23 protein-coding genes are annotated in these 22,119 nt (G+C 72.1%); 12 read left to right on the top strand and 11 right to left on the bottom strand.

Features of this window, described 5'->3' with window-relative positions:
- Window positions 1–34 precede the first annotated feature (34 nt).
- From ACH5AC_RS06810 to ACH5AC_RS06800, 3 genes are all read left to right on the top strand, one after another.
- On the top strand, window positions 35–1,426 hold the full coding sequence (locus ACH5AC_RS06810) for a hypothetical protein (RefSeq protein ID WP_398860595.1): 1,392 nt from the start codon (window positions 35–37) through the stop codon (window positions 1,424–1,426).
- A gap of 63 nt (window positions 1,427–1,489) precedes the next feature.
- Window positions 1,490–1,831: a TfoX/Sxy family protein gene (locus tag ACH5AC_RS06805; RefSeq protein ID WP_398860594.1), complete on the top strand. Its 342-nt coding sequence runs from the start codon at window positions 1,490–1,492 to the stop codon at window positions 1,829–1,831.
- A gap of 219 nt (window positions 1,832–2,050) precedes the next feature.
- Window positions 2,051–2,383 carry an STAS domain-containing protein gene (locus ACH5AC_RS06800; protein WP_398860593.1) on the top strand — a complete coding sequence of 111 codons (333 nt, stop codon included), beginning with the start codon at window positions 2,051–2,053 and terminating at the stop codon, window positions 2,381–2,383.
- A gap of 124 nt (window positions 2,384–2,507) precedes the next feature.
- Here the strand turns inward: ACH5AC_RS06800 and cpt are convergent, their stop codons facing one another.
- Window positions 2,508–3,041 carry a chloramphenicol phosphotransferase CPT gene (gene cpt, locus ACH5AC_RS06795; protein WP_398860592.1) on the bottom strand — a complete coding sequence of 178 codons (534 nt, stop codon included), beginning with the start codon at window positions 3,039–3,041 and terminating at the stop codon, window positions 2,508–2,510.
- Window positions 3,042–3,211: 170 nt separating this feature from the next.
- Between cpt and ACH5AC_RS06790 the strand changes: the two genes are divergently transcribed.
- Complete coding sequence (locus ACH5AC_RS06790; RefSeq protein ID WP_398860591.1) at window positions 3,212–4,897, top strand: lysyl oxidase family protein; 1,686 nt, start codon at window positions 3,212–3,214, stop codon at window positions 4,895–4,897.
- A gap of 61 nt (window positions 4,898–4,958) precedes the next feature.
- Here ACH5AC_RS06790 and ACH5AC_RS06785 read toward each other — a convergent pair whose 3' ends face one another.
- Entirely contained in the window at window positions 4,959–6,314 is a 1,356-nt protein-coding gene (locus ACH5AC_RS06785) for a hypothetical protein (protein ID WP_398860590.1), read from the bottom strand.
- A 157-nt stretch (window positions 6,315–6,471) separates the two neighbouring features.
- The gene (locus tag ACH5AC_RS06780; RefSeq protein ID WP_398860588.1) at window positions 6,472–7,269 is read right to left on the bottom strand and encodes a M23 family metallopeptidase; all 798 of its coding nucleotides are present in this window, start codon (window positions 7,267–7,269) and stop codon (window positions 6,472–6,474) included.
- Window positions 7,270–7,577: 308 nt separating this feature from the next.
- Between ACH5AC_RS06780 and ACH5AC_RS06775 the strand changes: the two genes are divergently transcribed.
- Window positions 7,578–8,072: a hypothetical protein gene (locus ACH5AC_RS06775; protein WP_398860587.1), complete on the top strand. Its 495-nt coding sequence runs from the start codon at window positions 7,578–7,580 to the stop codon at window positions 8,070–8,072.
- A 261-nt stretch (window positions 8,073–8,333) separates the two neighbouring features.
- Window positions 8,334–9,290: an LAETG motif-containing sortase-dependent surface protein gene (locus ACH5AC_RS06770; RefSeq protein ID WP_398860586.1), complete on the top strand. Its 957-nt coding sequence runs from the start codon at window positions 8,334–8,336 to the stop codon at window positions 9,288–9,290.
- Between the two features lie 65 nt (window positions 9,291–9,355).
- Here ACH5AC_RS06770 and ACH5AC_RS06765 read toward each other — a convergent pair whose 3' ends face one another.
- A complete protein-coding gene (locus tag ACH5AC_RS06765) occupies window positions 9,356–10,324 on the bottom strand; it encodes a nucleoside hydrolase (protein WP_398860585.1) in 969 nt (322 codons plus the stop codon).
- Between the two features lie 147 nt (window positions 10,325–10,471).
- Here ACH5AC_RS06765 and ACH5AC_RS06760 point away from each other — a divergent pair, with 147 nt between their 5' ends.
- Complete coding sequence (locus tag ACH5AC_RS06760) at window positions 10,472–11,239, top strand: hypothetical protein (RefSeq protein WP_398860584.1); 768 nt, start codon at window positions 10,472–10,474, stop codon at window positions 11,237–11,239.
- A 70-nt stretch (window positions 11,240–11,309) separates the two neighbouring features.
- Here ACH5AC_RS06760 and ACH5AC_RS06755 read toward each other — a convergent pair whose 3' ends face one another.
- Both ACH5AC_RS06755 and ACH5AC_RS06750 read right to left on the bottom strand, forming a co-directional pair.
- Window positions 11,310–12,035, bottom strand: a complete 726-nt coding sequence (locus tag ACH5AC_RS06755; RefSeq protein ID WP_398860583.1) for a GAF and ANTAR domain-containing protein — start codon at window positions 12,033–12,035, stop codon at window positions 11,310–11,312.
- 113 nt (window positions 12,036–12,148) lie between these two features.
- On the bottom strand, window positions 12,149–13,492 hold the full coding sequence (locus tag ACH5AC_RS06750) for a helix-turn-helix domain-containing protein (RefSeq protein ID WP_398860918.1): 1,344 nt from the start codon (window positions 13,490–13,492) through the stop codon (window positions 12,149–12,151).
- A gap of 137 nt (window positions 13,493–13,629) precedes the next feature.
- Here ACH5AC_RS06750 and ACH5AC_RS06745 point away from each other — a divergent pair, with 137 nt between their 5' ends.
- The 3 genes from ACH5AC_RS06745 to ACH5AC_RS06735 all read left to right on the top strand — a co-directional run bounded on the left by ACH5AC_RS06745 (window position 13,630) and on the right by ACH5AC_RS06735 (window position 14,521).
- Window positions 13,630–13,773: a hypothetical protein gene (locus tag ACH5AC_RS06745; RefSeq protein WP_398860582.1), complete on the top strand. Its 144-nt coding sequence runs from the start codon at window positions 13,630–13,632 to the stop codon at window positions 13,771–13,773.
- A 275-nt stretch (window positions 13,774–14,048) separates the two neighbouring features.
- Complete coding sequence (locus ACH5AC_RS06740) at window positions 14,049–14,333, top strand: hypothetical protein (protein ID WP_398860581.1); 285 nt, start codon at window positions 14,049–14,051, stop codon at window positions 14,331–14,333.
- Window positions 14,330–14,521, top strand: a complete 192-nt coding sequence (locus ACH5AC_RS06735; RefSeq protein WP_398860580.1) for a hypothetical protein — start codon at window positions 14,330–14,332, stop codon at window positions 14,519–14,521. The genes ACH5AC_RS06740 and ACH5AC_RS06735 overlap by 4 nt, the downstream gene beginning before the upstream one ends.
- Before the next feature lie 428 nt (window positions 14,522–14,949).
- Here ACH5AC_RS06735 and ACH5AC_RS06730 read toward each other — a convergent pair whose 3' ends face one another.
- The 3 genes from ACH5AC_RS06730 to ACH5AC_RS06720 form a co-directional block, all read right to left on the bottom strand.
- Window positions 14,950–15,810: a hypothetical protein gene (locus tag ACH5AC_RS06730; RefSeq protein ID WP_398860579.1), complete on the bottom strand. Its 861-nt coding sequence runs from the start codon at window positions 15,808–15,810 to the stop codon at window positions 14,950–14,952.
- 517 nt (window positions 15,811–16,327) lie between these two features.
- Window positions 16,328–17,047 carry a hypothetical protein gene (locus tag ACH5AC_RS06725; protein ID WP_398860577.1) on the bottom strand — a complete coding sequence of 240 codons (720 nt, stop codon included), beginning with the start codon at window positions 17,045–17,047 and terminating at the stop codon, window positions 16,328–16,330.
- Window positions 17,048–17,439: 392 nt separating this feature from the next.
- On the bottom strand, window positions 17,440–17,931 hold the full coding sequence (locus tag ACH5AC_RS06720; protein ID WP_398860576.1) for an ATP-binding protein: 492 nt from the start codon (window positions 17,929–17,931) through the stop codon (window positions 17,440–17,442).
- A gap of 152 nt (window positions 17,932–18,083) precedes the next feature.
- Between ACH5AC_RS06720 and ACH5AC_RS06715 the strand changes: the two genes are divergently transcribed.
- Complete coding sequence (locus ACH5AC_RS06715) at window positions 18,084–18,842, top strand: GntR family transcriptional regulator (protein ID WP_398860575.1); 759 nt, start codon at window positions 18,084–18,086, stop codon at window positions 18,840–18,842.
- A gap of 283 nt (window positions 18,843–19,125) precedes the next feature.
- Here the strand turns inward: ACH5AC_RS06715 and ACH5AC_RS06710 are convergent, their stop codons facing one another.
- Window positions 19,126–19,680, bottom strand: a complete 555-nt coding sequence (locus ACH5AC_RS06710; protein ID WP_398860574.1) for an SH3 domain-containing protein — start codon at window positions 19,678–19,680, stop codon at window positions 19,126–19,128.
- A gap of 190 nt (window positions 19,681–19,870) precedes the next feature.
- Between ACH5AC_RS06710 and ACH5AC_RS06705 the strand changes: the two genes are divergently transcribed.
- Window positions 19,871–20,755 carry a hypothetical protein gene (locus tag ACH5AC_RS06705; RefSeq protein WP_398860573.1) on the top strand — a complete coding sequence of 295 codons (885 nt, stop codon included), beginning with the start codon at window positions 19,871–19,873 and terminating at the stop codon, window positions 20,753–20,755.
- A 12-nt stretch (window positions 20,756–20,767) separates the two neighbouring features.
- Here the strand turns inward: ACH5AC_RS06705 and ACH5AC_RS06700 are convergent, their stop codons facing one another.
- A complete protein-coding gene (locus ACH5AC_RS06700) occupies window positions 20,768–22,114 on the bottom strand; it encodes a PLP-dependent aminotransferase family protein (RefSeq protein WP_398860572.1) in 1,347 nt (448 codons plus the stop codon).
- Window positions 22,115–22,119 lie beyond the last annotated feature (5 nt).

Below are 22,119 nucleotides of genomic sequence, written 5' to 3'. Positions count from 1 at the left end.
CCCATGACCCCGTCGCCCGCCCTAGCGTGCGGGTGTGACCCGCACAGACCCCCGTACCGACCTCCGCACAGACCCCCGTACCGACCGGCGCGCCGCCCCGCGCCCCCTCCGCCGAGACCTCTACGCCGCCCTCGCCGCCGCCCTGCTCGTGACGGCCGCGATCGTCATCGGCCATCACATCCAGAACACCGACCACACGCTCTACGTCCACTGGGCCCCCCTGGCCGCGACCTGGGGCCCGCACCTCGGCCCCGGCACCCCGGCCGCCGTGCTGGTGGCGGTGGCGACGGTGGCGTACGGCCCCACCCTGGCCGCCCGGCTGCCCTGGCGGGCCCTGCTGGCGACGGCCTGGGGCGCGTCGCTGGCCTGGATCTGGTCACTGGCCCTGATCGACGGCTGGCACCGCGGCGTCGCGGTCCGCCTCACCACCCGCTTCGAATACCTCCAGGTCGTCCCGCACCGCTGGGAGAACATCCCGGCGACCCTCCGCGACTTCACGAACCACATCCTGATCGGCTCCCCCGACAACTGGCCCGCCCATGTCGCCGGGCACCCGCCGGGCGCCACGCTCACCTTCGTCCTCCTGGACCGGATCGGACTGGGCGGTGGCGGCTGGGCCGGCGTCTGGTGCATCACCCTCGGCTCCACGGCGTGCCTCGCGGTGCTGGTGGCGGTGCGGGCGCTGGCCGACGAGGCGCTGGCCCGACGCGCGGCGCCCTTCCTGGTGCTGGCGCCGGCCGCGGTGTGGCTGGGCACATCGGCGGACGCGTACTTCGCGGCGGTGGCCGCCTGGGCGATCGCCGCGCTGGCACTGGCCCTCACCCGCCGCTCGCCGCTCTGGGCGGCCGTTTCGGGCCTCCTCTTCGGCCTGACCTGCTACCTGTCGTACGGCCTGACCCTGTTCGCCGTCATCGCCGCCGCCGTCCTCCTCCTCACCCACCGCACCCTGCGCGAACGCCCGCTCCCCCTCCTGCTCCCCCTCCTGGCCGGCCTGGCGGTCGTCCCCACCGTCTTCACCTCACTCGGCTTCAACTGGTACGAGGGTTACGACACCCTGGTCACCCGCTACTACCAGGGCGCCGGCGGGGTTCGCCCGTACTCCTACTGGATCTGGGCGAACCTGGCCTGCACGGTCCTGATCACGGGCCTGGCGACAGCGGCGGGCCTGCGCCGTACGGCCACCACCCTCCGCACCCCGCCCAGCCCCGCCGCCCGCCGCCTGGCCTTCCTCATCGCCGCCGCCCTTCTGGCGCTGCTGGTGGCCGACCTCTCCGGCATGAGCAAGGCCGAGACGGAACGCATCTGGCTGCCCTTCGCGATGTGGCTGCTCCCGGCGGGCGCCTTCCTCTCCCACCCGCGCGCCTGGCTGACGGCCCAGGCGGCCCTCCCCCTCGTCCTGAACCACCTCCTCCACACGGACTGGTGACCCGGGGGCGACACACCATCCACACCCTGTGGACAGCCGACCGCATACCGGATCCTGCTGCCCATGGCATACGACGAAGGACTCGCCCGGCGCGTCCGAGAACTCCTCGCCCCGGACCCCGAGGTCACCGAGAAGCACATGTTCGGCGGGCTCGCGTTCCTCCACGCCGGCAACATGGCCGTCGGCGTCACCGGCGACGACCTCATGGTCCGTGTCGGCGCCGACGCGACCGACACGGCCCTCACCCGCCCCGGCACCCGCGTCTTCGACATGACGGGCCGCCCGATGCGCGGCTGGGTCGTGGTCGAGGGCGCGGCGGTCACCGAGGACGACGCCCTGCGCACCTGGGTCGAGGAGGGCCACACCTTCGCGGCGAGCCTGCCACCGAAGCGGAGGCCACTTTGATGTGCGCGTAGGTGCTCCGGGCAGGTGGCCGACCCGGCGTCTCCAACAGCCTCACGGGGGGTCGGCTGCGGGTTGCGGCCGGGCAGGATGAGTCCCGGCCGGAAGGGTCCAGGTCGGCCCACCGTGCGCTTCCGGACCTGCGGGGCGGGCGTACCCACCGCCGCAGCGGGCACCAGAGAAGTAGCCGTTCTGCGGGCCAACGTGACCGGGGTGTCAGCCATGGACAGCCATCCAGTCCCGTTCCGTCTCCGTCACCGCGTCACCGACGGCACGACCGTCCTTGAGCTGCACGGTGAGCTGGACGCGTGGGCAGACCAGGATCTGCACGTACGGATCAGCGCGCTGATCGACCGGCCGGGGACGGCCGTCCTGGTCGACCTGCGCCCCGCCACGTTCCTGGACGCGGGCGGCCTGCGCCTCCTGGTACGGATCCAGCGGCAGGTCACCCGCCTCCACGGCACCCTGCACGTACTCTGCGACAACCCCCGACAGCGGCAGGTCCTGCGCCTGTGCAACCTGGACCCCCTCCTGGACCACCGCAGGTCCGCGTAGGGCGTGTCTCGAAAGTCCCGTCGTCCGCCCGAAGGGCGGGTCCCGCGGCGTCAGGTGCGTGCGATGCCAGGCGTCGCGGGACAGGCGGGACTTTCGAAACACGCCCCAGCCCCGTCACCAGTTGTCAGCGCACCTGGGCCGCGATGAGGCGGGCGCAGGTCAGGGACTCCGTGTGTGTGGTGTCCACCTCCATGTCGTAGACGACGCCCTTGTGGACCAGGGTGGCCTGTGACTCGGCCATGCCGGGGGTGCGGTCCCCGCGGGCGATCTCGCGGCCCGCTGCCACCTCGGCGTCGCAGCGGACGCCGACCCACAGCACGTCCAACCCGTCGAGGACCGTCCGCCAGCGGTCCTGGGTCGCCGCGCCGCCGAGGAAGACGTCGTCGATGATGACGCGGGCCCCCGCCCGGGCCATCGTGGCGACGCCCTGCTCCCACGCCGACTGGAGGGCCCGGAAGGCCGGCCCGATCCGCACCGCGCCGTCCGCCGCGACATCGAAGCCCTCGGCCGAGGCCCGCAGCGGCGCGGGCAGCGCGTCCACGAACGAGTCGACGGCCATCGCCAGCCAGGGGTCCGGCAGCACCGCCTGAAGACACCGCACGAGGCCGGACTTGCCGGAGCTGGAACCGCCGTTGAGCACGATCACCTGAGTCGTCACCCGGGCACCCTACGGCCGTCCCCCACCCCCGCCCCAACCGATTTCCCGGCCACCCGATCAGGGGAACTTCTCCCCAACAGGCAACCTCGGCACGGTAATTACCCCTCTCACAGAGTGCTCACAGTCTCTGTCCGATGCCTCTGACCAAGGCACTCGCAGACGAGGAACCGATGACCAGTCAGCCAGACCGCAAAAAGCTCAAGCGCGCGACGTTCGCCGCGGGGGCCGCGCTTGCCGTCGTCACCGTCGCCGGGGCCGCTCCCGGCGCCGGTACCGCCACGAAGACCACACCCGGAAAGCCGCAGCTCAAGCTTGTCGCCGCGACGAAGTCCGTGACGCTCGACCGCTGGGACGACGAGCCCGGGATCTACCTCGACCTCGGCACGTACATCACCGTCGACAACGCGCCGCTGGAGTTCCAGGTGACGCGCAAGTCGTACAACGACCCCGTCGTCGCGAAGCAGATCCTGCGCAACGGGAAGAAGGTGACCTCGAAGGTCCTGCCCGCCGGGCTCGTCGACGACTTCTCCGGGCTGCGCGGCTTCCTGGAGGTGTCCGTGACGGACGCCGACGGGAAGGAAGTCGTGAAGAGCCAGGGCAACTTCTGCCCCAACAACGCCTCGGGCCGCCTGCGCCCGGACGCCCCGGCGACCTCGCACTACCCGGAGAGCTGCCCCGAGAACCCGTTCACGCTCGGCTCGGTGTGGGGCGTCGAGAAGGGCTGGGCGGCCAACTCCAGCACCGTCGACTACGACACTCCCGTCGACCTGCCGGCCGGCGAGTACACCGCCAAGGTGTCCGTCGCCAAGAAGTACCGCGACCTGTTCCGCATCCCCGACGACCGGCCCACCATCAAGGTGACGGTCCGTGAACGGAGCTGGGACGACGAAGAGGGCGAGGGCCGCGGTACGGCCCGCATGCGCTCCTCCGCCCACGCCGGGCACGAGAGCACCGGGCCGGACAGCGCCGGGCACACGCACGTGTACGGCCCGCGCGGCGCCGACGCGCCCACCCCCGGCGCCCTCTCGCACGCCCTGAAGGCCCGCGGCCTCGCCCACCACCTCGGGGACGGCCTCGGCCACACCGACGGCTCCCGCATCGCGCCCGCGCTGAAGGCCAACTCCAAGCGGCCCACCGGCCTCGCGGGCGTCCCGGCCAACGTGCCCAAGCCGGACCTGCGGTCGCTGCCCGCCTGGGGCATCGAGGTCACCGACGGCGAGGACGGCGACGCGCCCGGCCGGGACTACCTCGCCTTCAGCGCCAACGTGTGGAACGCGGGCCCCGCCCCGCTCGTCGTCGACGGCTTCCGCAAGCCCGGCGAGGACCTGATGGACGCGTACCAGTACTTCTACGACGCGAACGGCAAGCAGGTCGGATACACGCCCACCGGCACCATGGAGTGGGACGCGCGCATCGGCCACGAGCACTGGCACTTCACGGACTTCGCCAGCTACCGGCTGCTCAGCGAGGACAAGACCAAGGAGGTGCGCAGCGGCAAGGAGGCGTTCTGCCTGGCCAACACCGACGCCATCGACTACACGGTGAAGAACGCCAACTGGCACCCGTACAACACCGACCTGTCGACGGCCTGCGGCTCGGAGAACTCGATCTCCGTGCGTGAGGTCCTCGACGTCGGCTCCGGCGACACGTACACCCAGTACCGTCCCGGCCAGTCCTTCGACATCACGGACCTGCCGAACGGCACGTACCACATCCAGGTCATCGCCAACCCGGAGAACCGCCTGCAGGAGACCGACACGAAGAACAACGTCTCCCTGCGCAAGGTGATCCTGGGCGGCGAGCCCGGCGCCCGCACGGTGCAGGTCCCGCCGCACGGGCTGATCGACGCGCCGTAAGGAGCAGTGGTCAGGAGTGGGGGGACGGCCGGAGCACCCGGCCGTCCCCCCTTGTCCGTCGCTAGCCGTTCACCACGACCTTGGCCGTGTTGTTGCGCGGCGTCGGGTCGAACGGGAAGGGGTGGCCGGTGCCGCGCTCGGGGTGGGCGACGACCGTGCCGGTCGCGTCCGGGACGACGCGGTCGACGCGCAGCTCGAAGGCGTAGTCGACGGTGAGGCCCGGGAAGGCCGCCGACGGCAGGAAGCAGGTGTAGCGCGGGGCGCCGACGCGCCGCTCGATCCACTCGCCGTCCAGGGTGCGCGGCTGGCACAGCTCGGGCACGGTGGTCGCGGTCGTCCCCTCGGGGACGGTGAAGTCGATCAGCGCGGGCGCGTCACCGGAGAAGACGTGCGCGACCCAGGCCGGTCCGCGGTTGACGAAGCGGAACGTGGCGTCGACGGTCTCACCGGCCGCGCCGCTCACATCGCTGCCGCGCACCGCGAAGTCGGCGGTGTTGGCGGCGCCGATGCTCCAGGCGCGGTAGTTGTCGCGGCCGTCCAGGTCCTCGGTGTCGCCGCCCGGCTGGACGCTGATGTCGAAACGGTCGTACAGGGCACGGGAGTTCACCGCGAGCTTCAGCGGCTCGGGCAGTTCGACGGTGGCGCCCGGCTCGACGACGGTGTCGAAGGAGCAGCTGACCTGCTTCGTGTCCCCGCTCTCCCCGGCTTCGGGGTAGGTGCACTCGGGGAACTTGGTGACGAAGTCGATGCCGTACGTCGCGGCCATCCACACGGTGAAGCCCTGTGCGGCCTCGTTGCCGGTGTTGGTGATCACGGACGGTGCGGTGAGTACGGTGCCGGGGGCGACGTCGGTCAGCGCGGCCGGGTGGGCGATGCCGAGGTCGGGGCCGGAGCCGACGCGTACGGTCGTCTCGGACCAGCCCTCCGGGGTGGTCAGCGTGCCCTCGGGACCGCCGGTGGCCTCCGCGGAGTAGCTGATGAGCCCCTCGGCGCCCAGAGCGGCCCCTTCGACGGCGCGCACCTTCAGCTCGAACGACGTCTTCGCGAAGACGGACACGTCACCCGTGTCGCACACGGCCGTCGTACCGTCGGCGTCCGCCGGCGTGCAGTTGTCGGGCCAGGCCACCTCGGCGACACCGGCGAGCCCGGAGATGTCGACGTTGATGCGGCCGTCCGTGACGGTGAAGTTGTCGTTGTCGTGGTACAGCCCGAGCGCGAGCGACCGGTACGCGGCGACGCCGCCCGCCGGAGCGACGGTGACCGTCTGCTCGTACGGGGCCTGGATCCACAGCTGGTCGCTCTGCGGCTCCTCCTCGGCGACGGCGACCCCGCCACCCAGCGCGGCCAGCACCAGACCACCGACGGCCGCGACACACACTCCGCGCCGCTGTATACGGCCGGCGGAGACAGAACTCATGGCATCTCCCGGATGCGAGGGTGAGAACACCGGTGCGATGGGGTGCACCGGGCGGGAGTTGGACGACCGGGAGCGGACGATGGTTGTACGCCGGCAGCCACTGTTCTGCCAGGTCAGCCGCCGATCGCCAGGCGTTCGACGCCCGTTGGCGGGACGTTCACCCGCGCGGACCGGAAGTCGCCGCCACCAGCACTTCCTTGCGTCGCAGCCACGGCAGTGGCGGTACCGACGATCCGAGGTACGGCGTGACGCGTACCTCGAAGTGCAGGTGCGGGCCGGTGACGTTGCCGGTCGCGCCGGACAGGCCGATGCGCTGGCCTGCGCGTACCCGCTGGTCCTTGCGGACGTCGATGCGGGAGAGGTGGGCGTACTGGGTGAAGTAGCCGTCGGCGTGGCGGACCAGGACCTGGTTGCCGAAGCCGTCGCCGCAGGTGGCGGCACGGACCGTGCCGGGGCCGACCGCGTACACCGGGGTGCCGGAGTTCACCGCGAAGTCCTGGCCGGTGTGCTGGTGCCTCCAGTGGCCGCCCTTGTCGGCGTACCCGGCGGAGAGCCAGTAGTCCTTCGCCGGAGCGGTCCAGGAGGTGGGTGCGTGGAGGGGCGGGGTGCTGCGCCGGCCGACGGGGCAGCGCCCGGCCCGCCCGGACCGGTCGACGGCGACCGGGTCACCGAGGCTCCGCTGCACCGCCCAGAGCTGGTCCCACAGCTGGGCGCGGATCTCCTTCCGGCGCTTCTCGGCCGCCTGCACCTGGTCCGCGGGGGCGCCTGCCGCCCGTAGCCGCTCGACGCGTTCCCGGGCCCGTTCGTGGTCGCGTACGGCTTTGGCGGCGGCGGAGCGGCCGGAGCCGCCGTCGGCCAGGGCGGGAGTCGCGGCGAGGGCGAGCAGCAGCACGGTGCAGACGACCGTGCGGCGGAGACGGCGGCGGCAGGTGCGAATGCGGTGTTCTCGTCGCATCTCCGGATCATCGGACCGAGGGTGCGCCGAGCGGGGTACGACGATCCCGAACGCGCCGGAGGTTCCACCGGATGGCCCTCCTGCAGCGGTCCGGAGCCGCCCCCACCAAGCACCAGCACGCCCGGGCCGACCAGCCGCCGGCGGTACTGGCACATCAGCTCCGTGAGACGTGCGCCATACGGATGAGCCGGCATGCGGGTGGGCGTGGAGGGGACTTCACTGGGCGGAGGCGGGCGGCTGGGCCGCCGCCGGTACCGACGGCGGCTGGGCCGCCGCCGGTACCGACCGAACCCGACGCTGGAGGCACGATGGCCACTCCCCGCTCACGCCGGACCGCAGGCACGGTGGCGGTCTGTGTGTCGGTGGCGCTCGTCGCGCTCACCGGCTGCGGCGATGACGACGGCGCGTCCGACCCGGCCGAGCGGGCCGCCTCCGCCGCGGCGTCGCTCGCCTCGGAGGCGACGGACGCGTTCGCGTCGGCGACGGCGGAGGCGGGCCGCCGGTTCGACGAGATCAAGGAGGGTGTGGACGCCAAGGACGACGTCCGGCTGGGCACCCCCACGACCGACCCGGACGGCCACGTCCTCGTCCAGGTGACGGCGGAGAACACCGCCGACTCGACCAAGTCCTTCGCTGTCCAGGTCAACTTCACCGACGCCTCCGGCAGTTGGCTGGACACGGTCGTCGTCACCGTCCCCGACGTCGCCCCCACCCGCACCGCCGAGGCCACCGCGCGCAGCACCCGCGACCTCGGCGCCGAGGACGAGGTCAGGACGACCCTGGAGAGAGCGGTCCGCTACTGACGCCGGAGGCTCACGCCGACGCGAAATCGGAGTGAGTTGGTCCCCTTGTAGCGGAGTTGTGACGGAACCACGGATTCCCCGGGGGCCAGGGTGAGTTGACAGGGCGAGAGCCGGGCACAACGATGGGCCCACACTGTTGCGCATTTGACGAATGGGCCCAGTGTTTCTCCGGACGCCTGCCGTGCCGTCATGGTGTCGGCTCCGTCCGAGCTTGCTCTGATCTGACCAATCAGCCCTGGCACACGCCAAGATGGGATCCGCATGTCCATAGCGAGACGTGTCACTGTGCGACGCCTTCTGGTGACCGGCGCCGCGTCGCTCACCCTGTGCGCCGCCTCCGTCGCCGCCGCCTCCGGCGCCTGGGCCTCCAGCGCGCCCGGCGGGGACGGCTGGAAGGCCGGCGACACGTACAAGCCGGGGACGGGCGCGGGCACCGAGACGCAGACCGACCGCTGCCAGTTCTCCCTCGACGGCAAGGAGTTCTTCGACTCCGTCCGCGTCGACGACCAGAACCTGAAGCCGACCTCCGACGGCAAGGTCCACATCACCGTCCGCGCCGCCGGCAACGCCACCACCTGCACCGCCTCGCTCGCCTCCTACCTGGCCCACGGCCCGGACTTCAAGACCTCCGGCGAGCAGGTCTTCGTCGACTTCGACACCGTGACGGTCAAGCCCGGCGCCACCGACACCCTCGACATCGCCGTGCCGGACGCCGGCTGCTACGCGCAGATCGACCTCTACCGGGGCGCGGTCAAGTTCGACGGCAGGCTCGACGCGCAGGACGGCTACGAGCACGGCGAGCTGCCCAAGGGCCCGGACCGCCCGGTCATCAAGGACAAGCTGATCGCCGCCTGGAACGGCGGTACGAAGGACTGCACGACCGTCGAGCAGCCCCCGCCGTCCCAGCCGGAGCAGCCGCCGACCGAGCCGGAGCAGCCCCCGTCCACGCCGCCGAGCGAGGAGACCCCCTCCACGCCGCCGGCCGACACGCCGTCCGAGACCCCCTCGGAGACTCCCTCGGAGCCGTCGACCCCGACGCCGAGCGCCTCCGCTTCCACGCCCGCCCCGGCGCCCACCCCCAACGGTGGCGGCGGTGACCTCGCCGAGACCGGCGGCGGCGACAACACCGCCCTGCTGGCGGGCGGCGCGGCCGTCCTCCTCGCGGGCGGTGCGGGCATCGTCGTGGCGACGCGTCGTCGGCGCGCGACCGGCGCGTAACACCCCGACACGCGATCAGCGGCGCCGGGCGGGAAGGCAACCACCCACCCGGCGCCGCTGTGGCGCTAGACGCTCTCGACCGTCTCCAGGTACAGCTTCACCCAGCGGTCCACGTCCACGTCCAACGCCACGTCCAGCAAAGCCTGTTCGCGACCACCGCCGTGGATCTCCGCCTCGCCGGGGCGCGGGCGGCGGTCGACGACGGTCTGGCCGCGGGTCGGACCGGTGGACAGGGCGACCTCGACCGGCAGGCGGCGCGTGGTCAGGCCCGCCGGGTCGGCGACCGCGCACACCGCGCCCGCGTCGCCGATGCCGCCGCCGGGGTCGTCCCCGTCGGCGTCCGGTGTGGCCGGACGGTGGGACAGCAGCCGCCCCGCCAGCCGGGCACCCGGTTCGGCGCTCCCGCACAGCCGCCGCACCTCCGCGCCGGGCACCACCACCCGCTGGAACACATCCAGCCCGTACATCGTGGTCGGCACCCCGGCGGTCAGCAGGATCGCCGCCGCCTCCGGGTCGTGCCACACGTTGAACTCGGCGACCGGCGTGGCGTTCCCGCAGGCCACCGCACCCCCCATGAACACGATCCGCTCGATGTTGCGCACCACCTCCGGGTGGGTGCGCAGCAGCAGGGCGATATTGGTGAGCGGCGCGGTCGGGATCAGCGTCACCGGGCGGGGTGCGGCGAGGATCTCGCGGCGCAGCAGCGTCACCGCGTCCACCTCGGCGGGACGACGCGTGGGCGCCGGCAGCCCCAGGTCCGCCATCCCGTCCTCACCGTGCACATGCCGGGCCACCCGGGGCGCCTCCAGCAACGGCCGCTCGGCCCCCCGCGCGACCGGGATCTCCGGCGCCCCGGCCTGCTCCAGCACGGTCAGCGTGTTCCGTACGACGCCGTCCACATCCGTGTTCCCGGCCACGCACGTCACCGCCCGCAGCTCCAACGCCGGGTGCCGCACGGCGAACAGCAGGGCGAGCGCGTCGTCCACACCGGTGTCACAGTCCATGATCACGGGGGTGCGCTGGTCATCGGCCATACCGGACTCCTTCCGCTTGCTGCGAGCGTAAGCCGCGACGCCGCCGAGGGGACGCGGGGCCGTACCCCCATACGGACCTCCGCGCTGGTGGGGCGACCGTGCCGGTGGTGCCGTGGGAGGGAGATCCCCCACCGAGGAGGCCCCGCCATGAGCCGCCGCGTCGCCCGCCCCACCCTCCTCGTCCTCGGCCTGCTCCTCACCACCGGCTGTGCCGGGCTCGGTCTGGAGCACCCGGCGACCGCGCCCCGCCCCACCCCGACGGTCGAGTCGTCGGCGCCGGTGCCGACGGCGGGTACGGGGGACGGGACGGACGGGCTGAGCGCTGCGCAGGCGCAGGCCGCGTTGATCACCGTGTCGGATCTGGGCGCGCCGTGGGCGGCGACGCGGGGGGCGGCGACCTGGCGGGACGGGCTGCTGAAGTCCACGGCCGCCGGTGAGTGCCAGCGGCTGCTGGACGTGCTCTACACCGATGAGCTGCTCGGCGGGCCCGCCCGCGCGACCGTCGGGCTGGACGACGCCGACACGGGGGCCCAGCTGCGGTTCCAGGTCGGTGCGCAGCGGCCGGCGGAGGTGGACCGGGCCCTGGAGTGGCTGGGGACGATGCCACAGAAGTGCGCGTGGTTCACGGCCACCACGGCGGGCGGCGCCATGCAGGACGTCCGGGTGTACGGGGCCGCGCTGCCGGAGGTGGGGGACGTACGGCAGGGACTGCGGGTCACGCTGGAGAGCGAGGTGGAGGACGGCGAGTCGGTGACGCTGACGCTGGACGTGGCCGCCGTGCGGGTCGGCGAGGACGCGTTCGCACTCAGCAACGGCGGCCTGGGCGACGTACCGAACGAGGCGACACAGGCCGCCGTGCAACTCGGTGCCCTCCGCCTCGCGGACGTCAGACAGCAGGGCCGGGCCGAGGTCTGACCACCCGGTCCACCGCGTCCTTCGCCTCCTTCGCCTCCTTCCTCTGGAAGCCTCCCGGAACCGCCGTCTCTCACTCGGTCTCGCCGCCGGCGAGGCCGACACGGCGGTCCACCAGTTCGTGTGCCAGGTCCAGCATCGTCCGGCCCTGCGCGAAGGCGCGGGCCCGCAGACGGGCCAGTGCCTCGTCCGCGTCGACGCACAGTTGCACCATGACCATGCCGACGGCCTGATAGACCTCGCCGTGGTCGGCGGCCAGCGCGCTCGGCCAGAGGGTGCCGTCGTCGGCGAGGCCGGGCTCGTCGACGCGGGGCAGCGTCATGAGCGCCGCTGTCGTCGCGTCGGCCAGCGCGTGCGCGGTGCGCAGATCACCGTCGGTCAGGACGTCGGGGGTGTCGCAGTAGAGGTCGAGGGTGCCGACGCACAGCGTCCGGTGGCCGAGGGGCAGCGCGTACACGGCGCGGACGCCGACGGCCACCGCCTGGAGGGCGAACACCGGCCAGCGGCCCGCGTCCCGCCCGCCCGTCAGGTCGACCGCGTACACCGGCGCCCCCAGCTCGGCGGCCCGCACACACGGGCCCTCACCGAGGGTGACCTGGACCTCCATCAGCCGCTCGATCCGGGCGCCGCTCGCACCCAGCGGCACGGGCATGCCGTCGCCGCTCAGCGATACGCCCACGCCGCTGACCGGCAGCAGACGCGCCGCGACGGCGCACAACCGGTCCGGCACCTCACCTGGCCCGGCGTCGCGCAGCTCGTCGGCGATCACCTCGCCGACCCCGTCCCGGTCGTCGTGCACGGCCACCACCTCCGGGGGGACTGCCCCGGCCGCTGTTCACACCGTCGCTCCGGCTGTCCCGCCCCACCCCCGCCGCGCCCGTGTACCCCCGGCCCGCCGAGGAAAACCGTGTCCTAGAGGGGCGGCTGGGCCGGCGCGGGGCCGAGGGTGGTGGTGCCGGGGGCCGTGCGGTGGCCCAGTCCCGTCCGGTACGCGTCAAGGGCGGCCTCGGTGCGGCCCGTACGGCGGAGCAGATCGCCGAGCATGCGGCACAGGTCGGCCAGGTCACCGGCCGCGCCGGCCCGCTCCAGCAGGCTGAGGGCGCGAACGTAGTGCTCCTCGGCCGCCTCGGTGTCGCGGGCGTCCTCGGCGATGATGCCGAGCAGCCGGTGCGCGGCGGCGGAGTGCACGGCGCCGCGCTCGGAGGAGAGGTCGCCGAGCACCTGGCGCAGGAGGGCGGCGGCCTCGCCGGACTTTCCGCGCCGGTGCAGTACGTCGGCCAGCTCGACGGCGACCTGGCTGCTGTAGAGGGCGGCGCTCTGGGCGGCGAGCATGGTCTGGGCCTGTCGTAACTCGGCTTCGGCGGACTCCAGTTGGTGGTTCTGGGCGTAGACGTAGCCGCGCATCCAGTGGCAGTTGGCGAGTTCGGTGCGCAGCTGGAGCTGGCGGTAGAGCTCGCTCGCCTTCGCCAGCGAGGCGTCGGCCTCCGCGAGCCTGCCCTCGGCGAGCAGGGTGCGGGCGACGGAGCGGTGCATCCGGGCGACCAGGGCGGGATCCTGCACCCGGGGGGCGAGGGCGAGCGCGAACTCGGCGGCCTGGGCGGCGCGGGCGTGGGCGCCCAGGTCCATGTAGGGGCCGATGACCGAGGCGTAGAGGAGGAGCAGCGCGTCGGGGTCGTGCAGTCCGCCCCGGTTGAGTTCGTCGAGGGTGGACTCCAGCAGATAGACGGCGTACCGCAGTTCACCGGCCAGGTAGTGGGAGACGGCGCGGCCGCGCAGGGCGGGCACCCGGGCGGGCAGCGGGGCCTCGGCGAGACAGGCTTCGGCCCGCTCGAAGTGCTCCCGGGCGGACCCGAGGTCCCCCGCGTCGATCGCGCACTCGCCGAGCCCCAGCAGGGCGGTGGCCCGCTCCTCGTCGAGCCCGTACTCCTCGGCCTCGGTGAGGAGTACGGCGTACCGCAGGGCCGCCTCCCGCGCCTCCCCGGTGGCGAGGGCGCGCTGGGCCTCGGTGAGGCGAAGCCGCAGATCGGTGACGAGGCGGGCGGACCGCCCGGTCGCCAGCTCCTCGAAGTCCACGCCGAGCCGGCCGGCGATGTGCCGGAGCGCCTCGTCGGAGGGCCGTACCCGGCCGGCCTCCAGGGTCGACACATAGGCCGGTGTGTAGGTCGGCTCGGCCAGCTGCCGCTGGGTCAGCCCCTTCTCGACCCGCAGCCGCTGCACGCGCCGCCCGATGACCTCCGGCTCGTCCCGCTCCACCACGCGCCGACTCACCCCAACTCCCTTGGGCCTCTTGCCGTTCGGCTTGTCCAGCCCCTAGGTTAAACGGCGTGTTAAGCACACTTAACACGGAGCGAGGTCGTCGTGTAAGACGTCGTGCAAGGCAGAGCGAGGTCGTCGTGCAGGAACGCACATCCACGCGCTTCGCCAGGGGGCTGGCCGCGGCACTCGCGGCGGTGGCGGCCCTCCTCCTGGCGGCGAACGCGGGTCCGGCGAAAGCCGAGGAACCGACGAGCCACCACCCGGCTCACCACCGGGAGTAGCACTGGCCGCACGGGTGGTGCGGCCGGTGAGCGTGAGGGCCGCCGCGGAGGCCCCGTACCTCGCAAGAATCAGGTGAAGCATGTCCGAGTAATGAAGCGGGCGGAAACAGCGGGACTGCCACAAGGACGACCGCTTCTGCGGCACCCTGAACAAGGCCAAGCCGTCCGGCATCAGCTTCAACGCCTGGAGCTGACGCCCACCCCGCACCCATGAACCAGCGGCCGCCGCCGGATCCGCGACAGCCACCAAGCCCCCGACCACGGCGACAGCGACGGTGACCCCGGAAACCACCGAGCTCTTCAGAACGCTGGCCGAGGCAGTCATCGAGCGACGAGCCGCCGCGCTGCTGGACACACCGACGCCTGCCGCGCCAGCCAGCAGCACGCGGGGCCTGGTACATCTCAGCGTCGCCTCTCTTGCGAGGGAAGACGCCTTGGCCGAGGAACTAACCGACTTCAAGCATGAGTTGGCCAGGGTCCGGGAGGCGTACACCGCCGCCGAGACAGCGACCACCGTCGACTCCGTCGGGTCGACGGCAACACCGCCACGGTCTTCGTGAGGGAGGACACCACCCTCACCTACAAACAAATCCAAGGCGACGAACCGCCCACCACCGAGTTCCAGGCCGAACACCGCTTCGTCTACACCCTCGGAACGGACGGCACCTGGGCCCTCACCTCCTCCGCCCCGGTCACCACAAACGGCCCCACCCCCGTCAACCAGGCGCACGAACACCCACCAACCTGACCGCCCAGGATCCGCCCTCCGCCCTCCACCCTCCACCCTCCACCCTCCAGCCAACAACTGGACCAAAAGTTCCACCCGAAGTGCGCGAACACCGAGGTGAACCGGGCACCCCATACAACGTTCGCTCCACTCAGCGCACCGCCCGGCGCGGCGCGATCGGGCCGGGTGCACCTGCCCGTCGGACGGCGCGGAATCGAGCGGCTGTCCCATGCGGGCTGGCTGCGGCCGGTCCGTGTGGGTGGCCGACCGACAGCGCGGGGCACAGCTACCTCCGGTCGGGACCACGTCGTTGACGTAGCTGCGTTGACGTAGGTGCGTTATTTCAGCGCTCTGGCGGCCCCGAAATCCACACCTGAAGCATTCCCTGGCCAACCTCGCCAAACGGACCAGCCACCGTAACGCGGCTGGGGTCTCTAGGGTGTGCCGTCTTATGAGATTGGCGCCAGGGAACCGTGATCGACGTGTCGCTCTTCAGGTCGGACGATGAAGACACCTGATCCAGGAGGGTCCTCCACGGACGCTCTTTGGATGCGAGCTGCCCACTCAGAGGTGGGCCACTGTGTGTCGCTGTCCCAGTGGATCCCTGCAAAGTCGGCCTCAGCAGGATCAGTGGTGGTGAGGTCGGCACCAACGAAGTTATTTGCGGCGTCAGTCAGGTTGCCATGAGCTTCGATGAAGTCGCGGTCGAGTTCGGGGGCGACTACCCGGGCGATGCCGAGGGCCCGGGCGACGCCCAGGGCGAGGGCACGGGCTCCGACTCGGGCGCGGTCGTGGGTGCGGACGAGGGCGCGGGCGAGTTCGCCAGCGCGAGCTCGGTCAATGTCAAGGTTGTACCGGCTGGCGAGGGGGTGGTTGAGGATGAGGGTGAGGGCACGGGCCTGGTTGAAGTCGTGGTCGTGGTCGAGATCGAAGGCGAGGGCACGGGCGAGGACACGGGCGAGGACACGGGCGAAGGCGAGGGCACGATCGTGATTGAGGTCACGGTCGAAGCTGAGGGCGAGATCGATGTCGTGGGCAAGGGAAGTGGCGAGGTCGAGGACGAGGAGGCGGTCGTGGGCGAGGTCGCAGTCGAAGGCGAGATTGAGGGCCAGTTCGCGGTTGAGGTCCCGGTCCTCGGCGAAGTCGTAGGCGAGATTCAAGGCTTGGTCGAACGCCCAGGGGAGGTCGGTGTCGGCTGCCGTCTCCAGAAAGTCTGCGACCCTCAGAAGGTCGCCGCGACGCCGGAGCCGCTCTTGTGGAGACACGGACTTCCAGCGCGCCGTCACGTCAACCAAATCCAGCCCCGCCATGCCGTCCTGCGCGGGATCGGCCTGGGGAGTCTCACGAGGGCGAGGGACATCCGGAAATGGAGCGGGAGGAGACGTAGCAGGACTGTCCGGCACCGACAGCAGGCACGAAGTCTTCAGGGGAGGCCGGAAGCCAGGAGAACGGCGTGAAAACACAGCCAGGACGCGGCCCACGAAGGACTCGGCAGCAATCGTCACGCCGCACCTCCGGCTGCGGGGTCCTGCTGTGCGGCAACGCCCATGTCCGGCTGTGGGTTCCCGGTTGAAGGGCTACCCGTCTGCGGTCCCGGCAGAGCAGCATTCGACTGTCCAGGGACAGGCTGCGACCTGTCTTGCTGGAGGGCCTGCGATTGTTGTTGCGCCTCCTCCACTACACCGCCCAGAGCGGCCCGACCCGCGTTCTTCACCATCAACGGCACCAGTGCGGTGACCTGCTAGACAGCCGACAGCGCGCCCAACCCGATGAGAAAAGCCACCAGCGGATTCGTGCTCTGCGGATAGGTAGCTGCCACGACACCCGTCAGGGCTCCGCTGACGAGCAGCCGCAGCACGCCAGCGAACCAATACGCCTTCCAGCCGGGTGCGGGCAGGTGCTCTTCATCGGGCCGCACGTCAGCTCTGCGTGAGGGCGCGTCGATCGTGTCTGACTGGACGTTCCACGGCATCTGGCGGTGCCACTTGATGGCCTTGATGACGTCGACAGCCTCCATCGATGCGCCTCCGGCCGCTCCCACCACGGCCGCCGTGAACCAATCCATAACCCGAGGCTAGAAGGAATCACGGAGCGGGGAGGCAGTTCTGCACAACCAACGTGCCGGGGACAGCGGCCGAGGAAGAGGCTGTGCAGGGCGCGGGTGGTAACAGCGACGACGACGCCGGCGACTTCGGCCTGGTTGTGGACGTCGATCAGGGCATCGCGGCTGGCACCGCGGTGGTGGCTGCCCTCCCGCTCCAGCGTGAGGACGCGCTGGACGACTTCCCGAATCTTGCCGATGGCGGCGAACTGCTGCTCGGCGCGTTCGATGTCGACGTGGGTCGGGATACGGCCGAAGTAGGTGGCCGCCGCGCCGGCCGACTCCAGGGCGCTGACCGGGCTCTCGCTGGGCGTCGGGAACAGCCGGTCGAGGTTGGACTGCTGCTGCTCATCAAGCAGGTGGTCCGGGCAGTCCTGCGCGATGAGTGCGAGGCAGAACAGCATGACGTCCATGACGCCGACGGTGCCGTTGATCTTCTTGGCCACGACGAGGGGTGGCAGGCCGTCGTCGAGGGACGCGCGTGGCCAGCTGTGGGCCTCGACGTAGAAATTGGCGATGTGCGCGATGTCGGCGAAGTACCGCTCTGCGGCGTCGGTGCTCAGCCCACTCCCACAACACGGACCGCGAGGACTCTGCACGGACCATCAGGACGTCGACGCAGCCATGGCAGAGATGCTGCGGGTGCTTGGCCCTCATACCGCCGAGGACTGGACGGTGCCGGCGGGGCCGCTCGTATGGATCTGCTGGCAAACAGCAGCCCACATCGGCCACGAACTGCTGGCCTACGCAGGGCAGCAGGCAGCGCAGCCCGCCGACGCCTACCCTCCTATCGACGTGAACGTTCGCCCCACTGCTGACGGTCCACGGATGCGCGCGGCTAGGTACCAGGGCTGAGGACCGGGCGAAGCGCCAGCTCCGCCCACGTCGCCTTGCCGATGCCGTGCAGGCGGGGGCAGACACCCCAGCGGGCGGCGAGGCTGCTGACAAGGATGAGGCCGCGGCCCTGCTCGTCCTCGGTGGTGGCTGCGGTCATCTTCGGCAGGGTGCTGTCGGCGTCGGCGACTTCCACACGCAGGTGGCCGTCGTACCGCGCAACGCGCACACCGATCTCTCGTCCCGCCGGTGTCCGTGCGTGGCGGATGGAATTGCTCACCAGCTCGGACAGCAACAGCTCGGCGGTCGAGGCGGTGTCGTCGTCGACCTTCCACTCGGCGAGCTGCGTACGCAGGAACTCCCGGGCACGCCTGGCGCTGCGCGGGCCGCGGGGCAACTGGCACTGGGCCTCGGACATGTCCTGGGTCGCGGGCGGGATCCGTTCCGGGTGGGCTGCCACCAGGGCCTCCAGGGTGAGGGAGCATGAGGCGTACATCTCTAGAGATGTAGTGAAGCGCTCACTGACAGCTTCCAGCAATACATCTCTAGAGATGTGCTCGGAATTGCCCGGAAGGAGTCCCCGTACGGCTGCGGACGGATGACCTCTGATGCCTAGGATGTCTAGAGATGATCGAAGGAGAGTTCTGGATGAGCAGCCGGGACCCGGGGCGACAGCCCAAGTACCAGCGCATTGCCGCGGAGCTGCGGGCGGCCGTCGAGGCCGGTCAGTACGGGCCGGGTGACCGGCTGCCCGGTGAGAACGACCTGATGGCCACGCATGGCGTGGCGCGAATGACGGCTCGACAGGCGCTGGGCGCACTACAGGCGGAGGGAATCGTCGAGGCGCGCAAGGGTTCCGGGGTGTTCGTGCGCGACTTCCGGCCCGTCCGGCGGCGCGGAATCGAGCGGCTGGCCCATGCGGGCTGGGGTGAGGGGCGGTCCGTATGGGCGGCCGACAGTGCGGGGCGCGAACTCGTCGTCGACTCCGTCGAGGTGAGCGTGGAGGACGCCCCACCGGTCATCGCCGGCGTCCTGGAACTGGCGGAAGGGGCTCGCGTCTGCGTCCGCCGCCGTCGCTACACGCTCGACAGCAAGCCAGTCCTGCTCGCCACGTCCTACCTGCCGGCCGACCTCGCCTCCGGCACGCCGATCGCCCAGCCGGACACCGGCCCCGGCGGCATCTACGCGCGGCTGGCGGAACTCGGCCGCGAACCGGTCCGCTTCCGCGAGGAGGTCCGCTCACGCATGCCGAGCGGCGACGAGGCGGAGCGCCTGGCGCTGCCTTCGGGGGTTCCCGTGATGCTGATCGCCCGCACCGCATTCGACAGCGACGGCACCGCTGTAGAAGTGAACGAGATGGTGCTGGACTCGTCGGCGTATGTGCTGGAGTACGGCTTCGAGGCGTGAGGGGTTCCGGCGTCGTCCTCAGGCGCGCCGGACGGCCATGGATCGAGGCCGGGATGGCCCAGAGGGCTCAGTCGGCGCGCAGTGCCTGGAGCGCAGTACATCCACGGCTGAAGTCACGAGGTTGGAGGTCCAGCCCAGTTTCCTCGCCCATCAGTCCACCGCCATCGGGCTACCTCAAGACCACGCCGTTGATGGAAGCGGAAGCGGAGACAGAGACAGAGACGCACGAGAGCCCCGGCGGGTACTGAACCCGCCAGGGCCCCGTGTTCCCTCATCCCTCCGCTCACCGGCCGGCAGGGGTCCAGACCCATGCCTCCGATGAGGATTCGGAAGTGGTGAAGCTCCAGGTGCCGGAGAAGCTGAACGAGGCGCTCCAGGAGCTGTTGGACCAGGAGTCGTCCCAGTTGGTCCAGCGGCCGTCCTTCCACTGGGGGCACGGGTCGGCGCAGGTCGGGACGCGGGCGCCGTGGGTGTCCACGAAGGCGGCGCTGGCCCATGCCTTGGCGTCGACGAGCCAGTACCAGGCCGGGTTGCCGTTCACGCTCTGTCCGCGGACCATGCACTGCACGCGGTGCTGGCTGCCGGGCGAGAGCTTGTCGACGACGGGTGAGTGGGTGGTGGGTGCCTTCCGCACGTTGAGGTCGGTGCGGGAGACGACGGTGCCCCAGATGGAACCCTTGCCATGGCCACCGCCATGGCCGCCATGACCGGCGCCACCTTGTCCTTCGGCGTAGGTCGGCGGTGCTGCCACTGCCGAGGTGCCCGTCGCCATCACGGCGAGGGTGCCACCGGTGAGCAGGGCCGCGGCCAGGGTCCGCAGGGCCGGAGTGGTGCGCATGATCGGCCTCCTTCTCCCCAGATCCAGGAAACACCCGTTCGGGTGAACTCTCCACCGGAGAGCCAAATGTCCAACGCCGGCCCGTGTCCCAGCTCACAAGAGCGCCCGTGCCCCGGCTCACAGGAACGGCGTGCACCCGTACGGCCCACCCCCGTTCGCCACCACCCCGCCCAGGCCCTTGCCTGGAACCGTGTCCCACCGTCTGCGGACCGCCCTCTCGGCCGTCCTGATCGCCCTGTCCTGCCTGCTGCTGCCCTTCGGCACGCTGGCGGCCTGGGCGGCGTACGACCTGACGGACACGGACCGTTACGTCACGGCCATGGGCCCGTTGGCCACGGACCCGGCGATCCGGGACGCCGTCGCGGCCACCGTGGGGGACGACCTCGCCCGGAAGACCGGCCTGACCCCCGCCTTCGCGCACGACGCGGCCCACTCCTTCACCGCGACCCGCGCCTTCCGCACCGCGTGGAACGCCGGCAACGAGGCCGCGCACTCGGCGGTGATGTCCGCCCTGCACGACGACACCCGCACCGGCCCGGTGACCGTCGACCTGGCCGCCGTCACCAGCCCCCTGAAACGCCAACTCACCGACGACCACATCCCGTTCGCCGCCCGCGTCCCCGTCGAGCACCGCCCCGTGCCCGTGCTCGCCGCCCAGGACCTGGCGGCCCTGCGGAAGGGCTACCACGTGCTGGACCTCGCCGCCTTCTGGCTGCCCGTGGCCGCCGTCGTCCTCGCCGCCGCCGGCATCACCGTCGCCGTCCGCCGCCGCCGCGCGGTGACCGCGACCGCCCTCGGTACGGCGCTCGGCGGCGCGTTGCTCGCCCTGGCGGTGGCCATCGGCCGCCGCCTCACCCTCGCCGACCTGCCCGACGCGACCCACCGCCCGGCGGCCGCGGCGGTCTACGACGCCCTCACCGAGACCCTGCGCACCGCGTCCTGGCTGCTTCTGGCCCTGGGCCTGACGGCGGCCGCCCTGACCTGGCTCAGCCGCCGGCCACGGGTCCTGTCCGTCGTACGACGCCGACAAGCACCCGCGCCGCCCGCCCCGACAGCGACACAAGCCCGAATCTGACAGCGCCCCGGCTCAGCCACCAGCCGCAGGCCCGGAGCCGCGTACGACATCGGCGAGCGTCCGCAGCGCCCACCCCAGCCGCTCCACCGGAGCCGAACCGAGCCCGAGTCTGACCGCGTCCGGGGTGCGATGGGGGTCCACGGTGAAGGCGGTGCCCGGGGTGACGGCGATGCCGTGGGCCGCCGCTGCCGCGGTGAAGGTGTCCGCGCGCCAGGGCGGTGGCAGCTCCCACCAGGCGAAGTAAGCGCCCGGGTCCGTCCGTACCCGGAATCCGTCCAGCACCTCCCGCACCAGCGCCTGCCGCGCCTCCGCGTCCGCCCGCTTCGCCGCCACCAGCCGCGCCACCGTCCCGTCCCCGGCCCACCGCACGGCCGCCTCCAGCGCGAACCGCCCGGCGGACCAGCCCCCGGACCGCACCGCGTGCGCCACCGCCCCGACCCGCTCCGGCGGGACGACGAGAAAGCCGGCGCTCAGCCCGGGTGCGACCCGCTTGGACAGGCCGTCGACGACGTACGTCAGCGCGGGCGCGTGGGCGGCGAGGGGGACGGCCTCCGGGCGGAGGAAGGACCAGATGCGGTCCTCGATCACCGGGATCCTCAAGCCGCCGACCAGATCGGCCAGTTGGCGCAGGCGGGGCGCGCTCGTCACCCCCGTCGTCGGGTTGTGCAGCGCCGGCTGGAGGTACAGCGCGCTGAGCGGGCCCGCGCGGTGGGCGTCGGCGACGGCGTCCGGTCGTACGCCCTCCGCGTCCGCCGCGAGCGGCACCAGACGGGTCCCCAGCCGCCCCGCGATCTCCTTGACCAGCGGATACGTCAGCTCCTCGACCCCGACCCGGCCGCCCGGCCGGACCAGGGCGGCGAGCGCCGCGGCGATGGACTGGCGGGCGTTCCCGGTGAACAGCAGCCGGCCGGGGTCCGGACGCCAGCCGGGGACGGCGAGCAGGTCCGCCGCCGCCTCGCGGGCCGCCGCGGTGCCGGTCGCGGCGGCGGGGCGCAGGGCCTCGGCGAGCGCGTCCGGGCGGAGGAGGGGGGCGAGGGCCTGGGCGAGCAGCTCGGACTGGCCGGGCGCGGACGGGTAGTTGAGCTCCAGGTTCACGGGCGGCGGTGTCCCGCCCGTCGCCTCGACCAGGGCCCGGCCCGGCGGCGTCTCGGGCGTGGCCCGGACGAAGGTGCCCCGCCCGACCTCGCCCACCACCAGTCCCCGGCGCACCAGTTCGGCGTAGACCCGACCGGCCGTGGACGGCGCGATGCGGTGGCGGCGGGCGAACTGCCGCTGCGGCGGCAGGCGTTGACCGGCCCGCAGGCGTCCGGAGGTGATGTCGTCGGCGATGCGGTCGGCGATGCGCCGGAAGTCACTCATGCCTG

Source organism: Streptomyces sp. NPDC018693 (assembly GCF_044391385.1).
Classification (GTDB): Bacteria; Actinomycetota; Actinomycetes; order Streptomycetales; family Streptomycetaceae; genus Streptomyces.
Note: the sequence above shows the minus strand (reverse complement) of the source record. Positions and strands in the feature narration are given on the sequence as shown.